We start from the raw sequence: 15,240 nt of genomic DNA, 5'->3' as shown, positions 1-15,240 counted from the left end.
AGCGGTATAATTAAGTTAGGCAATATAGTCGCGAAGGAGATAAGGGTTAAGTCAGCACTATCCAGGTCTGGACTACCTGAGTATGACTATGCATTGAACCGTACCTAGGCTGTCAACATGGTTGTATTTACTGCTATGCCATGGACTTCACGAGAGGCGAACCTGGCGTTAAATGGGGTAAGGTCGTATACGTCAAGGTAAACCTAATACAGGCGTTACTAAGGGATATCAGGAGACTTAGGCCGGGCATTGTTGGTGTGTCCACAATAACGGATCCGTACCAACCCGTGGAGTCCAGGTACAAACTGACCAGGAGGTCAATCGAGATATTGTGCAACGCGGGCTACCACGTTAGTATTCAAACGAAGTCCGCATTAATCATCAGGGACATAGACGTAATTAGCAAGTGCGGTAGGTCAGTGGACGTAGGCTTCACAATAACCACAATGAGGGATACATACAGGGTAATAGAGCCCATGGCTGCCCACCCAATGGCAAGGGCGTCGGCACTTAGGAAAATCGCTGATTTAGGCATTGAAACCTGGATATTCCTAGGTCCGGTGATACCTGGCATAAACGATAGGGTGGAGGATTACGAGCCAGTAATACGCCTAGCCAAGGAAACAAACTCCCAGGTAATAATTGACAGGTTTAGGCCAAGGCCTATCATAATCAGGTTCATGAGCAGGAAACTAAACCCAGTACACCCAGTAACCAGGGAGTGGTGGATAAAGACCCTAAACTCAATAATGAGACTTTGCAGGGATTACGGCGTTAAATGTATCACCGCAGAGGATGAGTGGAAAATGAGAACAAAAATATAATAATGTAGTATTAATTTCTAATATAATCGAATATTTATTGGTAAATGGTAAATAAATTGAAATAGTGCTATTAGGATATTTATGAAGAATGTGCAAAGAAGAAAATTTGCTTTTAATTTCAAGAAGATAATAATTTATTTATCATGTGATAATTTTTTTTATCTACTTAGGAAAAATTTAAAAACCATGTAGGGAATTACCCAAATGTGATAACAATGACTAACCACGGAATTAAGACGCTAAAGGCAAGTCTTATAATAGTCTTCATAATAACCACATTAATACTACCATCAATCCTAATGTCGCAAGTACCTCAGACATTCGTCGATGTTGGATGCGGTCCAATAGTCATTTACCCGTCTGACTCAAGTGGTAATCCTCAATCAGTATTTAATGTCGGTGAATCTCTTTACGTAACACTTAGGTTACAATCGCAGTCAGCATCAAATTGTAACGTTAATATTGTTGTAACTGGGCGAACACCAAGCGGCGCTACAGAAACTTTGTATTCGGGATCACTTAGTTTAGTTGATTATCAAAATTCGTATTTACCATTAATAAACCCAATAAGCAGTTCAACACCCACCGGTACCTGGACGATAGTGGTCACCGTATCAAATCCAAACACGGGGCAGACTCAGTCAGCATCCTTTGAGGTAGACATTGGCGTTTCACCAACGCCAACACCTGCACCAACACCGTCATCCTCCATGTCACCATTGTTCATAGCAATAATAGTGGCGGTAGTAATAATCATAGCCGCAATAGGTGCCGTTATGTATCTAAGGAGACCGAGTACCCAACGCCAGGCAGCCCCGGCACAACCACCCCCACAGATCACCGCGCCACCGCCCTCACCACGCCCATCAGTTACGGGGCCAACCATCGTCTCTGAAAGGAGGGAAGCGACCAAGGTTGGTGTTGTTCTTTATCGTTTGAGGTTGCCTAATGGTGTTGAGGTTCCGGTTACTGAGGCTGTTAGGGTTTTTGGTAGGGAGACCTTTGAGAGGTATGGTGTTCCGCCTGATGTTCTCCAGATGATTAGTAGGGAGGAGCGTGGTGGGCATTTCAGGATTTTCCTAAGGGGTAATAAGTGGTATGTGGAGGACCTAAACAGCACAAACGGAACACTACTCAACGGCAAGGAGATAAAGGGCAAGGGACCACAGGAACTCAAAAACGGAGACACAATAAGCCCAGCAGGAGTACTAGACATAAAATTCATAGCTGAGGAATCAACACAGGTATACACAGGCGGTGGATAAAATGAACCATGGCAGAGTGTACTTATCAAAATCATTCATCATTATATCACTGATATTAATTGCCACGGCCATGGCAATACACGCACAGGGCTCCAATGGCATTCCCATATTACCCGTCCCATCTGGCGTATCGCTAGAAAATCAGATCGTGTATTTTACCAATACAAATTTCCAACCACAATCAGTGTTTTATAATGGTGAGGAGTTCAATATGATTATAAACCTTGAAAATGTGTTCTCGGGGCAGCAGGTTTATTTAACCATAACCATGAGCGGACCATCAGGTACACAGGAATACTCAGGCGTTATACCAGGTGGTTATGCGTATTATGTGCCATTTGAGATAGTACCGCCAATTTATAATGGCGCCACATACACGGCGCAGGTGACCGCGTGTCTCGTTGTTAATAATGCAATCACACCAGACTGCGTTAGTGGCAGTGCCAATTATGTTGAGGAGGATCACCCACCTGCCACTATTGTGGGTACCCCTTATATAGTCAACAGCAATAATCAGGAAGTAACGGCATTGCCTAGCAATAATACATACAGACTGGTTGTCAGTATAGAAAATACGGGCTACATTTCCTACACCTACACCGTAGAGGTTAGCGATAGTGCGGGCCTGATAAGTGCACAGCCGATGCAAGTCACGGTACCTGCCCAGGGCGAGGCAACGATTAATGTACCGATATATGTGAAGCCATCGAACAACCCCATTAGCGACACAATAACTGTTTCGGTATACGGTGATGGCTACTTAGATAATTCAGCGTCCATAGGCATCAATGTATTACCAAGTAGGCCAGGGCCATTTACCATAGTTAGTGTAAGCACCACAATACTCCATGAGGGCGAACAAAACGTAATAACCATTACCCTACAAAACACAGGCTATACCGCAAGCAATATCGAAGTAACGGCAGTATCCAACATCGCCTCAAATGTTTATGCCGTGCCATCAACCACACAGGTAGATAGTGGTGGCGACTTAACAGTCACATTATACCTAACCCCCACTACGGCAGGCAATGGCGTAATAACCCTAGGCCTAACCTACTCATGGCCATTCGGCAGCGGCGTGTTTATAGATACCTTCAAGATAAACGTCACAGTTCTCACGCAATTAACGGTTAACCTGGTCTCTGTGGATGGCACACCGGTTAATGCATTAGCAAGCATAAATGGACAGGAGACCAATAGCCTATGGGTTACACCAGGCACTTACGTCATTTCTGTACCAGGCACAGTGAGCATTAGTAATGACGAACAATACGTATTTGATTACTGGTCCAACGGTTATGGTACCTCCACCACCATCACTGTGAACGTTAACGGACCAACGACCTTAACAGCATACTACATTAAGGAGTACTACGTATCAATTACGGACCCCGTCACCGGCAAGTCAGTGAGTGGTTGGTTTAATAAGGGTTCCACAGTAAACCTACCATCAATACCACCATCAATAAGCTACAACAATGGCTCGAGACTAGTATTCCAGGTTGGTCCTGCGGTTATCCAGCATCCACGACCGTGATAACCGTGAACTCACCGATTAATTGTATGGCCCAGTGGGTGATGCAGTACCAGGTAATCGTTGAGGATGTTATTTCAGGCCTAGGTAGCTCAACAACAATTACGGAGGGGACTTACTGGGTCGATAAAGGAGGAAGCTTTAGCATTAATGCACTTAACTATAAACCGAACAATTCAAACCCAATAATTCCACTGGCCTATAGCCACGCCGTGATACAGACAAGTACGGGCTCAAGCACCACCTCCTCAAGCGTGGTCAGCCTATCCTCAATAAACGGACCAACAACCATAGAACTAGTATGGAACTACAACCTAGTTAATGTAATAGGCCTTGGAGCTGGCGTTGCCCTGCTAGGTCTCGGTATTGCCTATAGGGATAAGGTTAGGTATGTGACTACGATGATAATTAGGAGGGCAACAACCATGGTCAGGAGGGGCGGTAGCGAACCGGGCACAGCGGTTAGGGGAGTTGCCGAGGATGGTACTAGGGTTTATGCTCAGTCGTCTGAGGAGTTGCCTGTGAGGCCTATTGAGGAGGGGACTAGGGTGAGGCAGGAGGGCACGGTGGTTAGGTCGGGTGAATCCACGGTCGTAAGGACAAACGAGGAAAAGGAAGACGCAGAAAGCAGCGGCCAACAGAAAGAGGAGACCAAGGATAAGGGGTAAGGGTCCTACTTAAAATGCCTTATTATTCAATTCTCAGAAACGCTATCCTCATCTTTAACACCGTGGGCGGCATTAGGTTTTTCCCAACTAATATATTATGCTTATTATTCACGTGCTTCGTCATAAAGCCATTACCCAATAACTCGGCATCCTCAATCCTTATACCCCATTCATTAAATGACCTGGGCACCCTAATTATCAACCTCTTTATATGATTAATGGCGTCAATGCTGAAGTAGTCCATGGGCATGTAGTAATACAGATTGAATGAATAGCCGTATCTAATAGTCTCTCCTGACTTAACGGCCCTACCAAGCCTAAATATGAAGTTGCAGAAACCATGTGGGCACCTAATCCTATTAAGTTTCTCGGTAATAGTAACACCGCAGCACGTAAACCTGAGGGGTTCGCCCCAGTCAAGGTCTCCGTAGACCCTAACAAAGACGCGATCCATGTCCATCAACCCTGTATTGCGAAGTATAACGTGAACATTGTGGTTCACTACGAGACCCCCATTCGTAAGTCTAACCACATTAAGTGTTATATCCTCCTTCTCAACCACGCTCCTGAAGATCGGCATTACTAATTCATAACTACCATCACCGCACTTAGCAATAACCCCCATCCTAATGCCCCTCCTCAAAACCCTCAGGAGCTTCTGCCTATGCCAACCAACTTGATCCGCGAGCAAACCAAACCTAATACAGGGATCACTATAGGAAAGCTTCATCATTATATTGGCTATAAATGCTAGGTCACCATCAATAGTACCAAACTCATTAACTTTCATAGACTAGAATTCAGTGTATAGTCATATTTAAGCATTAACCTTCAGATAAGGAATAATTAATACTATTTTTACTAAAATTCAATTAACAGGTAATTTACAATCTCTCTATTGGTCCATGAGCTATTAATAACATTATTCCCGGTATTAAACCACTAAAGAGCAATGCAATTATTGCCCAGCCAATGGAGTTTAGGGACTTCAGTGTAGCCACATCACCACTGCCCGCGGCCTTGTACATCCTGTAAATACGCAGAAGAACAACGATGTCGATAATAAGCAGAATAAGCCAAACTATGCCAATACCAACAAACATACCAACACCAACTCCAAATCCATAGGCACCCATGGCTGCCGCACCTGCGAATATTATACCCATCTCCACAAGGTAAATTATGGCAGCTATTATGGCGAAGATAAACGCAACAAGCAACTCAGTCCTAATACTACCCAACTCAGGTCTTTGACCACCCTGACCAGAACCACCCTGACTCGACATACACTAATTAATCATAATAAGCATTAATAAATTTTAGTCACGGATCAACGTGACTAAAAATAAAAGAGAAGTAGGATTATTACCTTTTCTTTGGCATGATGAGACAGAGTATATAAATGCATTATTTTGAAAAGTTAATTTTTACATGTAATACTATAAATATCTAGGTTATAAGGTTACACTTGTTGTGGCTGGATGTATGGACCTAGCGCCGCCTTGACTTGCCGCAGTATTGGTTGCAACCGCTTATATTGAAGGTAGATTGCTATTAAGGCTGAGAGCATGACTAAGACGCCGGCCAACGCATTTATTAACCCGGCGATAAATAAGAAAGTGAACATGGAATACCTAGCTAATGCGTAGAATGAAATTACAGACCCAATAAGTGATATCACAGACCCCCCTAGGTATATCTCACCTGCGCCGTAAATTAGGAATACAAGGTAAGTGAGGAACTCTATTATGTCCCTGCCAATTGGATACTTATTGATGTATTCCCTAACCATTAATGTAAGTATGTAAAGTATTGCAGATGCCATTGAGGTGTATGACGCAAAGAAGCTTGAAGTAAGAACAATGTAAGGAATATTGGCGCTCATCCACATATTACCAGTGATTACTATACTAATTGTAATTACCCCTATATATGCAAGGATTAACCCGACCATCACAAAAAAAGTACGTAATAACCCTATCCACTGTTTCCCTTTGCTTCCTTCTAAATAACGGTGTCAGAATTAATATGCCACTAATTATCAGAACAGTGGGGGAAATTATATATCCGGAAAAAAAATTATTGATACACCAAGAAGAACAAAGTATAGAGAAACCAATATGAGTGATACGTAAATGAAGATGGTTGATGGGACTGTCCTCTTAAAGCCTATGAATAACGCTAATAGGCCAAGTAGTAAGTAAAACGCGTATGCAACCGTACTAATAAGGGGAGCTGCAGATGCAAGGTTTAAGAATATGAACGAGACAGAGTAAAGTATAATACTTAAACCAGTAAGCAAACCTGCCCATAAACTAATAAAACGTTTATTATATTCCGTAAGCATCGATACATCAAGAACCCTACTAAGTATTGAAGATGTACTAACTGATCCAGGTCCTTGATCAGTCATAGCCTTATGACACTTAGCTTAATCCTCTTAAATTTAGTCACGTTGATCCGTGACTAAAATTTATTAGTTCAATTACTTAGGTTCATCATCTATGACTACTCAGGGTAATTTTAGCGAAGGACCCACGCAAAGCAGCTTTGCTCAACACCAAGCTGTCTCATTCTCTAAGGATGAAATTCCCGCCCTACTTAATGCGAAAAACTTTGCTAAACTCCTCTTTAATAGCGTAATAATTGGCAATATAGGGGCCGTCTTAATAATAGTATCAGTTTATTTATCACTCGCTTCACAGGTATCAATCATCAGCATCAGTGGTTCAGACATTAATGCCGGTATTGAGGGTGGGCTTGTCGCTGCCTACGTGGGTATCCTAATGCAACTAATTGCATTAATTTATTTACGTAGATCGCTCAAGATATTAAGTGGGATATCGCCTATCTTCGCTAGGCCCTACCTTGGGGCTAACCTTGCGTTATCTGCGTTAGCATTACTTCTTATATTGCTACTTGCTAAACCTAACATGTTAATCTACATTACAACGCTTCAACCTGTCCCTAACTTGGGAGACTTGATTCTTCTCATTATCATTGGTATAATAGCCTTAGTGGATCTGGTCGGCTTCGTAATGGCGGTTATTATAGGTTCCCTGAGGTTAAGGGATAGATACGGCATAGAGGAGTTCAAGACGGCCACAATCCTACTCATACTATCATACATCATAGTATTTATACTCGTCTTCCCAGCCCTAAGGAAATACTCCACAGCCGTGGATAAGGCCTTAGCTATAGTTCAATCAAGCACGATTATTTAAACTCAATGAAACCTAAATTTATACCTTAAAATGCTAAAAATACTTTTAGTCACATATACTCGTGACTAAAGTATAAATACCAGTTAATAATGGTCTTTATGTGAAGCAGGGTGAAACCCTACTGGTTGAGATACCATTAGTTGTCGACATGAATTGGAACCCCAAGAGGCTCTTAATTACGGATAGGAGGATTATTTACTTTGATGCACCAAAAATAATTAATAAGGCCGTCGTAAGCCTTATAAGCTGGGGTATTTTTCTAATAATTTTTGTACTTGGTTTTATACTATTAGCATGGGGGCTCTCTCAAGGTATTATTAATAGCGCTTCTGAAGGTACTGTTATCATGATAATAAGTGGTATTTATGGGCTCACAAGTTCATATATATCTACGAGTTATAGAAAGTCTAGGGTCCTAAGTGCTATAGGTACTATTAATTCATGGGTTAGTATAGTTAATAAGTCCCTAAACCTGTATAAGCTTCCAAGTAACTATAAGAACATTATGCATGAGAAAGTAAAAAAACATTTCCGTTTACGTTCCATCCAAAGATCCTAATAAAGTAACCATTAGTATAGATGCCGGTTGGAGTAAATTAGAGTTATTCTCAATTCCTATTAATAATCCGGACCTTATTAATGAAATTAAGAACGCCTTAAGAACAACACCGCTGGCAACGAAACTTAAAGATTAAAACATTTGCGGTTACGGTACTGTATTAATTTTATTTCAGAATAAAGCAAAGATGGGTGGGAAATTCGCTTAATCAATAGTCATGATCTAGATTAGTTAACTTTTAGAAATATTATCCTTAACTTCAACTTTTTACAACTGTTTGATCATCTCCCGTAAACGGCCTCACTTCAAGCTCCTCATAGCTCTCAGTTACTGTGGTTTGAACCTTAGTTTGTGGCAGTGGTTGTGAAACCGTCGATGAAGATGCGTATTGCGAATTAATTGTAGCTATTTTATTCTTTATAATGCTAAATAACGCAGCTATTTGGGATGGATCTCCATCTATTATTATAGGATTCTTTGATCTTGCAACATATAGTACTAGCCTATGCTTGGTCTTACTACCAATAACACTGGCAATTATGATTAGTATACCCACGATAAGAAAGGAAATGCTAACGAAAAATAATCCGCCGGAAACTGGTATCTGCAATTGAGCAGCCATATAGTAGAAAGAGAATGTGAGCATTAACATCGTTATCCCACTTATAAGCGAGTCAGCATCGATATTCCTCCCTTTACGAATATACCTAGCCCTAAGTATATTATTGTAGTTTATCAATAAATTACGTGAATTCCTAACTTGAAATACCAAGCCATACTCCGTCGCATATATTATTAAATTCTTATTAATCCTAAACACTCCTTCCGCCTGCATAAACAGGCGTTTATTTCTTATTTTTTTTAAATTTTAGTCACGACTAGTCGTGACTAAAATTTAAAAAAGATTATTATGAGGAATCAATCTTTGTGAAGGCTAGGCAATTACTAATGGGAATGGCAATCTTAATATTAATAATGTCTGTAGCTCCCTAATAGCCCTCGCCCAGTTACAGGGTCCTTTAACCAGCCCCCTAATTTCAAATGGGGTCGCCTGTATTCAGTTTAATAACCCACCGCCCTACCCCGGTAATACCTACCCAGTGCATTGGGATGTTTTTAGTGTGGCGTTAAACGGTGGAAACCCATGCAACTATCCTAACCTATTCATAGGCGACTTAAGGCTAGTGAGACTGTGCACCTCTTTTACTATAATGGTTATACTGGTGCTGGTGATGGTGCCCCGCAGATAGGGCCTTATACTAAGTTATACATTGTGAATGGGCGCACAATACTTGGAGTAATTAATGCAAGCAATGGTTTAAGGGAGGTTACCTACTATGAATTGGTTGGTAATCTCCCGGTGGTTTACGTTAACTTCACTGTAAGTAACCTGCCTCAATCCACAATGGTTTGGTATGGAATTAACTTCATTAATGACATTTACGTTGACGCTAATCCTGGAGAAACAACGTGGGTTGTTGCTTTAGGTGTTGGTAATTACTCCTTCCCAGCCCAGGATCCCAATGAGATGTATAACCTAGCCATTAACTGGGGCTTTAAGGCAACCCTAACCCCGGATCAATTCACGCCAGGTAGCTTTGCTATTATTTATATACCGCCAAGTGCGGGTCAATTTGCCTGGATGGAGATTAACCAACCTGGCGTGGGCACATACTACTTAGCACTATACCCACTAACACCCATTGATGGGTACTACGTAGTTTCAGCCAACGGCTGGGGATTTGATAAGGTAATAGGCCTAGTATTTAGTAACGATACCACATCAGCTAATGGCGCACTCCTTGTCGTTTATGGTAGTAGCCTAAGTAACCTAGAGCAGAATATAAATGAGGCATTAAGTATACTGGGCGTGTCGACAAAGCCGTCTACGCACACATCTACGCAACCAGCCTTAGGCTTATCCTTAATAGTTACGATTATAGTTATTGTCCTAGTAATCATCATAGGTATAGTACTAATTATGTCTATTAGGGGCAGGCGTAGTAAAGGCGGTGGAGAGACAAGGGGACCCATAGAATCAGCACCACCTCCACCGCCTTCACTACCGCAACAATCGATGGAGGGAACTAGAATTTATAGTAGTGAAACATTGGTAAAATCTGCGCAGGAGGAAACAAGGGTGAAGGAGAAAGAACAGTAGCTATGTCATAATCTATTAATTGACTTAGTTATTGATGAGTATTAAAAATCACGATATGTCATGGCTATATACCTTGAGTAGTGATTTTTCAATGGTATTAACGTAGTCGATGGTAGGGTCATAGATCATTCCACCTGGGAAAGTCACCTTTAACCATAATATTATCTCAGTGACGCATTACTTCTAAAGTACTAACGTATACTTGACATAACATCTGCGGTGTTGTGGACATGTGTACGCCAGCTGGGGTAATACCATGTATGTAATTAGCCCACAGGTAATGACTGAGGTAAGGTTACCCATGTGTGATAAGCCGTGGCGTAAAAGGCAAAGTGCCAACCCCTTCACAGTCTCCATCTATGGAATCAGAGATCAGTAAACATTAGAAGTAATGTCTCTAAAAGAGAGACTAATGAAGAGTAGATATAATGTTGCATGACCTAGGAATCTTTCAAGTGTTTTAAACACTATTAATATTGATATAGCTCTAATGTATCTAGTTCTGAACCTTAGTCACGAATAGACGTGACTAAAGTTTATTAGGATCTTGATTTTGGTGTTGCATGATGCGTTGGGTAGTGTTAGTTACAATGGCCTTACTATTGGTGATTTTAGTGCATGTAACCTATGCTCAGAGTATATGCAGTAATGGTGAAACGGTTATGTACTTAACATCTGCGGAGCAGGTTTGGTGCATACCCCATGTATACCAGGGTGATAACGGCGGTCAACCTGTTAATAATTACCCGGTTTATTATGGTCCGAGTAATGCCTCTCTATACTGGTCCTTAGCGGGCATAAGCAGTAATCAACCAATCCTTGAGCTCGTACCATCACAAACCGGCTCCGCAGGCGCCATGTTCTGGAGTGGTTACTACAATGGTAGTAATGTTACAATAATGCTCGTGGGTACGTACACAACAGGTACAATAGGAAGTGTAGCCGATGGCTTTGAGATATACCTCTTCATAAAGCCGAGCGGTTGGTCAACAATAAACCCAGCATCAAACTACTCAATACCATATGCCACAAATGATAATAGTTATTCCGTTCAGGGCGAGGTAATATTCCCCTACGCAATGCCTAACGCAAAGTATATAGTGGTTCAGTGGGATCCGTGGTGGAGTTATGGATCCGGGCTAACACCTCAAGGTGATTGGAATGTGTGGATTGGCGTTGGTAATGGCAACTCAACGCCAGGAATAACCGATGTTATTGATGGTGTTGGTTCCGGCGCCTTTGAGCCTAATCCGGGTGACTTAATTAGAGTTACAGTCATTTATAATCCATACAATAATACGGTTAGTGGCTATGCTGAGGATTTAAATACTGGACAGATTGCATCATTCAGTTACAGCCTAAATGGTAATTTCACACCACCAAGCCCAGGCCAATACACATTCGGAATAGCAGGAAACACAGGAGGTTCCTATGCAAATTGGGGGTTAATAAATGTGACCACGGGTGGCTTGTTATACTCTTCAAATTATGCACAACAAATTCAATGGTCTACACAATTAATTGAAATAGCATTGGCAGTAGTCATAGTAATTATTGTAATAGTAATTGCATTATTAAGAAGACGAAAATCATAAACTTAACCTAGGTAATTCAGTGAGGTTAGTCACGAATATTTGTGACTAAAATTTAAAAGGGCAAAGCATTCAATACGCACATAATGAACTTGAAAGTAATATTTATAATAGCCGTAATATTAAGCGCAATAGCACTGGCGGTATCAACTTACGCCAATACCGTTACTGGCGGCTTTACACCAACCGGTGGACCGACTGGGGTAAGTTACGATAATGGTAATTTCTACGGCTATGCTTTTCAATTACCAACTACTGTCATAAATGATAATCCATATGGTGGTAACACCGGCAATTACACTTTGATAAATGCGATTGCGATAAAGTATGGTGTTGTTACTGCTGTTGTGTGGTTTTATCAACCACCGAATGGTCAAGGTGGATTACTGAGCGATCAAAATAGCCCCATGCCAAGTACACCGTATGATAATACGCCGTGGCTCTACGTAGGTACTAATAATAGTTTACTTGGCGGTGATTGGCTTTATTATTACCCTCCACCAGAGGTTATAACCAATGCATTGCCCGTAGGGTGGCATATGGCAGTGATTGAGGAGTATGCATCCTCAGGACATTTCTATTTAACACTATACTTAGATGGAAAGTATGTAGGTACCGCTGATTTATTCTATCCCTCAAGTAGCATTTTACCACAACTCTTTGGGTCAACACCAAACTTCCCAGCTAATGGGATAGATACTTACCCATTTGGCTTCATCGGCGTTGCTTACGCAGATTGGCCTGCTGGTAATGGTAGGTATTTCTTCTATAATGGTACCATAGCCATAGTCGCCTTTTACAATGTGTTACTCCCAGATAGCGTCATTAATCAGATGTGGAAGAATAGTCAAGTCATGAGCAATGGGATTAGCATCTACTTACCAATGCAGGACCTTATGGTGGCTTACGTATTCTCACCAAGCTTCTTCAACGTAAACACTGGAGCCTTAACACCATACTACGTGAATAATACGGCACTGCATGAACTTGGTATAGCCAATCCAGACCTAATGCTAGTGACCTCTGGTGCAAATCTTCAAAGTAATATGTGGGCTGGTTACTCCATAACGGTTAATACATCAGGCAAACCTTCGGCGGCTACAACGCAAAATTGGTCATTAATCACGATGATGATAGTGGTTATTATAGCCATAGTGACCATTACAGTGGTGTTCCTGAGAAGGCGTAAGTGAACGAGGGCATTCGAATCAAAGCATCGAATTAAAAACATACTCTTAACTTCATTATTAAATGAAACCAATCATGTTTAGCCACGACCAGACGTGACTAAAGGTTAAAAAGTAATAAAGATCTTGAGGATTCTGTGGTAATGCGTTGGTTATGGCTGGTAGGTATTACTTTGTTAATACTAATGGCCTTAACGTACGTGACCTATGCCGAGAATCAGAGCATCTCCCTTAAGGTTGTGAATGAAATCCCACTATATGGCTCGCAGGTATTTTCTTTAGTCTATAATCCGGTAAATAACGATGTGTATGTTATATTAAATAATGATACAATGTTAATAGTTTCTGCAATAACTAATCAAGTAATAAATGCGGTAAATATTCCAATTTCATCATTTCTTATTCCAGAGGTCTCAATATATGATCCCAATAATAGTAATATATACATTGCCGCCTCTAATCCATACACTAAAGTTGGCGTTATTTATGTATTTTCAACATCTACAAATACAGTAATTACTACAATAAGCATGAATGGTACAATATTAAACATGGTATATAACCCAATAAATAATTACATATATGTCGTATCGCCATCACTAAACGAAATAATCGTCATCTCAGGCAGCACGAACAACATCCTCGTCTCAATACCAATATCAAACCCAGGTGCGATACTTTATGATCAAGCCAATGGCTCATCTACGTGGGTGGTTCAGGGTATATCACGGTCATTTCCGGCTTATCAATCATAAACCGCATAGCCCTCAAACCTAATTATTTCGTATCATCAATGGATTACAACCCAAGTAACGGATTGATATATGCAATAGCCAACAATACCCTGTTCATAATCTCAGGAAACCAGGTAATAAACCAAGTAACTTTACAAGAAAACATAAGTAAGGTACTATACGATCCCGAAAACAATGAGCTATACCTCATGGCCAACAACGGTATTGTCGTACTATCGGCATTAAATTACAGCGTAATAACCGAGGTACCGATAGAAAGCGGTCTCTGGAACAGTAGCGGCTTTTGCGTATCGGCTTTAGGCCCGCTTACGATGTTTTATGACCCAATGCATAACTACATTTACGTAATCAATAGTAGTATTTACTATCCTTGTCGTGGCTTTGGATCTTCGGGCGTAACAAGCATATTAGCAATATCCGGCTATACGAATCAAATAACGGGTAGCCTAACCCTCGGGGGAGTACCGTTCTTAGGACGAGCAATATACTACATACCGCAAATAAATAAATTGTACGTAAGTACAGAGGCCACGGATAATCCAGCATGGACTATGCTTTACATAATAACTCAATACGAGTCTAATCAACAAAATTATCAGGTTGGTCAGGAGATTAATCAATGTATTAACATAACCTCACCTGGTTACTACGAATTGACGTCAAATCTTTACGGGGCTCAGCCCGCTGGTTATTGCATAGGAATATTTTCAAGTAACGTGGTATTGAACGGTAACGGCTTTATTATAAATGGTAATGGTACAGTTGGGGTGGGAATATATGTTAATAACTCAGCCTATAATGTAACGATAGAGGACTTGAAGGTAATAAATTATCATACTTTCTTAGCATGCTGCGGCGCAACTGCTTATAGTAATGGATCTATAGACCAATCGAACATCCTGGTAGTGGTATTGAGGTTCTTGGTAATGATGCTATTGTAAAGAACATTACGGTAAGCGGGAATTTTATTGGTATTTATATAGCTGGTAATGATGATATTGTCGAATACGCCAATGCTAGCAATAATACGGCGTCTGGCATTTCTATAGATTCGAATAATAATATAATCAGCAATGTTTATGCCAGCAATAATTCTGGTATGGATATCGATATTATAGGTAATAATAATATTGTTGAATATGCTATAACTAATAATGCATATAGTGGATTTTACATTGTAGGTAATAATACTATCATAAAGAATTCTTATGCTATAAATAATACGTGCGGTATTTATCTTTTCTCGGTTAATAATTTAATTTATAATAATTTATTTAATAATACTAATAATGTCTGCTTATATGGTAATTCATGGGCCTACTGGAATACAACACTTTCTTCTGGTAGAAATATTCTTGGCGGTGATTGGATCGGTGGCAATGTTTGGCTTTCACCAAACGGTACTGGCTACTCTCAGGTTTGCCAGCCATTATCCAGTAATCCAGAGTTCTGCAGCCAGCCATATGTA

Annotated in this window: 14 protein-coding genes and 1 pseudogene; 11 read left to right on the top strand and 4 right to left on the bottom strand. The window is 40.8% G+C overall.

The annotated features are described in order from the left end of the window. Positions 1 to 140: 140 nt before the first annotated feature. The 4 genes from JCM16159_RS00320 (at position 141) to JCM16159_RS00305 (ending at position 4,294) form a co-directional block, all read left to right on the top strand. Positions 141 to 824 carry a radical SAM protein gene (locus JCM16159_RS00320; RefSeq protein WP_367834171.1) on the top strand — a complete coding sequence of 228 codons (684 nt, stop codon included), beginning with the start codon at positions 141 to 143 and terminating at the stop codon, positions 822 to 824. Between the two features lie 215 nt (positions 825 to 1,039). Next, complete coding sequence (locus JCM16159_RS00315; RefSeq protein ID WP_243665518.1) at positions 1,040 to 2,089, top strand: FHA domain-containing protein; 1,050 nt, start codon at positions 1,040 to 1,042, stop codon at positions 2,087 to 2,089. Positions 2,090 to 2,300: 211 nt separating this feature from the next. Beyond that, a complete protein-coding gene (locus JCM16159_RS00310; protein WP_243665413.1) occupies positions 2,301 to 3,629 on the top strand; it encodes a hypothetical protein in 1,329 nt (442 codons plus the stop codon). A 5-nt stretch (positions 3,630 to 3,634) separates the two neighbouring features. Next, positions 3,635 to 4,294, top strand: a complete 660-nt coding sequence (locus JCM16159_RS00305; protein WP_243665412.1) for a hypothetical protein — start codon at positions 3,635 to 3,637, stop codon at positions 4,292 to 4,294. A gap of 22 nt (positions 4,295 to 4,316) precedes the next feature. Here the strand turns inward: JCM16159_RS00305 and JCM16159_RS00300 are convergent, their stop codons facing one another. The 3 genes from JCM16159_RS00300 to JCM16159_RS00290 all read right to left on the bottom strand — a co-directional run bounded on the left by JCM16159_RS00300 (position 4,317) and on the right by JCM16159_RS00290 (position 6,179). Beyond that, positions 4,317 to 5,084 carry a hypothetical protein gene (locus tag JCM16159_RS00300; RefSeq protein ID WP_054856567.1) on the bottom strand — a complete coding sequence of 256 codons (768 nt, stop codon included), beginning with the start codon at positions 5,082 to 5,084 and terminating at the stop codon, positions 4,317 to 4,319. A gap of 94 nt (positions 5,085 to 5,178) precedes the next feature. Further along, positions 5,179 to 5,580, bottom strand: a complete 402-nt coding sequence (locus JCM16159_RS00295) for a hypothetical protein (protein ID WP_054856566.1) — start codon at positions 5,578 to 5,580, stop codon at positions 5,179 to 5,181. A 176-nt stretch (positions 5,581 to 5,756) separates the two neighbouring features. Beyond that, positions 5,757 to 6,179: a hypothetical protein gene (locus tag JCM16159_RS00290; RefSeq protein ID WP_243665411.1), complete on the bottom strand. Its 423-nt coding sequence runs from the start codon at positions 6,177 to 6,179 to the stop codon at positions 5,757 to 5,759. Between the two features lie 619 nt (positions 6,180 to 6,798). Between JCM16159_RS00290 and JCM16159_RS00280 the strand changes: the two genes are divergently transcribed. Beyond that, a complete protein-coding gene (locus JCM16159_RS00280) occupies positions 6,799 to 7,518 on the top strand; it encodes a hypothetical protein (protein ID WP_054856563.1) in 720 nt (239 codons plus the stop codon). 818 nt (positions 7,519 to 8,336) lie between these two features. On the opposite strand, the gene JCM16159_RS00270 is transcribed toward JCM16159_RS00280, so the two are convergent. Beyond that, a complete protein-coding gene (locus JCM16159_RS00270) occupies positions 8,337 to 8,912 on the bottom strand; it encodes a hypothetical protein (protein ID WP_054856561.1) in 576 nt (191 codons plus the stop codon). A gap of 357 nt (positions 8,913 to 9,269) precedes the next feature. Between JCM16159_RS00270 and JCM16159_RS00265 the strand changes: the two genes are divergently transcribed. From JCM16159_RS00265 to JCM16159_RS18090, 6 genes and pseudogenes are all read left to right on the top strand, one after another. Then, on the top strand, positions 9,270 to 10,238 hold the full coding sequence (locus JCM16159_RS00265; protein WP_054856560.1) for a hypothetical protein: 969 nt from the start codon (positions 9,270 to 9,272) through the stop codon (positions 10,236 to 10,238). 563 nt (positions 10,239 to 10,801) lie between these two features. Further along, positions 10,802 to 11,833: a hypothetical protein gene (locus JCM16159_RS00260; protein WP_054856559.1), complete on the top strand. Its 1,032-nt coding sequence runs from the start codon at positions 10,802 to 10,804 to the stop codon at positions 11,831 to 11,833. Positions 11,834 to 11,916: 83 nt separating this feature from the next. Continuing rightward, on the top strand, positions 11,917 to 13,023 hold the full coding sequence (locus tag JCM16159_RS00255) for a hypothetical protein (RefSeq protein ID WP_054856558.1): 1,107 nt from the start codon (positions 11,917 to 11,919) through the stop codon (positions 13,021 to 13,023). A gap of 131 nt (positions 13,024 to 13,154) precedes the next feature. Beyond that, complete coding sequence (locus JCM16159_RS00250; RefSeq protein ID WP_054856557.1) at positions 13,155 to 13,772, top strand: YncE family protein; 618 nt, start codon at positions 13,155 to 13,157, stop codon at positions 13,770 to 13,772. Further along, complete coding sequence (locus tag JCM16159_RS00245; RefSeq protein WP_243665410.1) at positions 13,724 to 14,713, top strand: YncE family protein; 990 nt, start codon at positions 13,724 to 13,726, stop codon at positions 14,711 to 14,713. The genes JCM16159_RS00250 and JCM16159_RS00245 overlap by 49 nt, the downstream gene beginning before the upstream one ends. Beyond that, positions 14,650 to 15,114 (top strand): annotated as a pseudogene (locus JCM16159_RS18090) (NosD domain-containing protein); the annotation flags it as partial. The gene JCM16159_RS00245 and the pseudogene JCM16159_RS18090, both read left to right, overlap by 64 nt. Positions 15,115 to 15,240 lie beyond the last annotated feature (126 nt).

It is taken from the genome of Vulcanisaeta sp. JCM 16159, assembly GCF_001316265.1.
Lineage (GTDB): Archaea > Thermoproteota > Thermoprotei > Thermoproteales > Thermocladiaceae > Vulcanisaeta.
Note: the sequence above shows the minus strand (reverse complement) of the source record. Positions and strands in the feature narration are given on the sequence as shown.

Coding starts and splice junctions, on each gene's coding strand:
- JCM16159_RS00310 (WP_243665413.1), top strand. CDS start 2,301: ATGATTATAAACCTTGAAAATGTGTTCTCGGGGCAGCAGGTTTATTTA.
- JCM16159_RS00300 (WP_054856567.1), bottom strand. CDS start 5,084: ATGAAAGTTAATGAGTTTGGTACTATTGATGGTGACCTAGCATTTATA.
- JCM16159_RS00270 (WP_054856561.1), bottom strand. CDS start 8,912: ATGCAGGCGGAAGGAGTGTTTAGGATTAATAAGAATTTAATAATATAT.
- JCM16159_RS00295 (WP_054856566.1), bottom strand. CDS start 5,580: ATGTCGAGTCAGGGTGGTTCTGGTCAGGGTGGTCAAAGACCTGAGTTG.
- JCM16159_RS00290 (WP_243665411.1), bottom strand. CDS start 6,179: ATGAGCGCCAATATTCCTTACATTGTTCTTACTTCAAGCTTCTTTGCG.
- JCM16159_RS00320 (WP_367834171.1), top strand. CDS start 141: ATGGACTTCACGAGAGGCGAACCTGGCGTTAAATGGGGTAAGGTCGTA.
- JCM16159_RS00280 (WP_054856563.1), top strand. CDS start 6,799: ATGACTACTCAGGGTAATTTTAGCGAAGGACCCACGCAAAGCAGCTTT.
- JCM16159_RS00260 (WP_054856559.1), top strand. CDS start 10,802: ATGATGCGTTGGGTAGTGTTAGTTACAATGGCCTTACTATTGGTGATT.
- JCM16159_RS00255 (WP_054856558.1), top strand. CDS start 11,917: ATGAACTTGAAAGTAATATTTATAATAGCCGTAATATTAAGCGCAATA.
- JCM16159_RS00315 (WP_243665518.1), top strand. CDS start 1,040: ATGACTAACCACGGAATTAAGACGCTAAAGGCAAGTCTTATAATAGTC.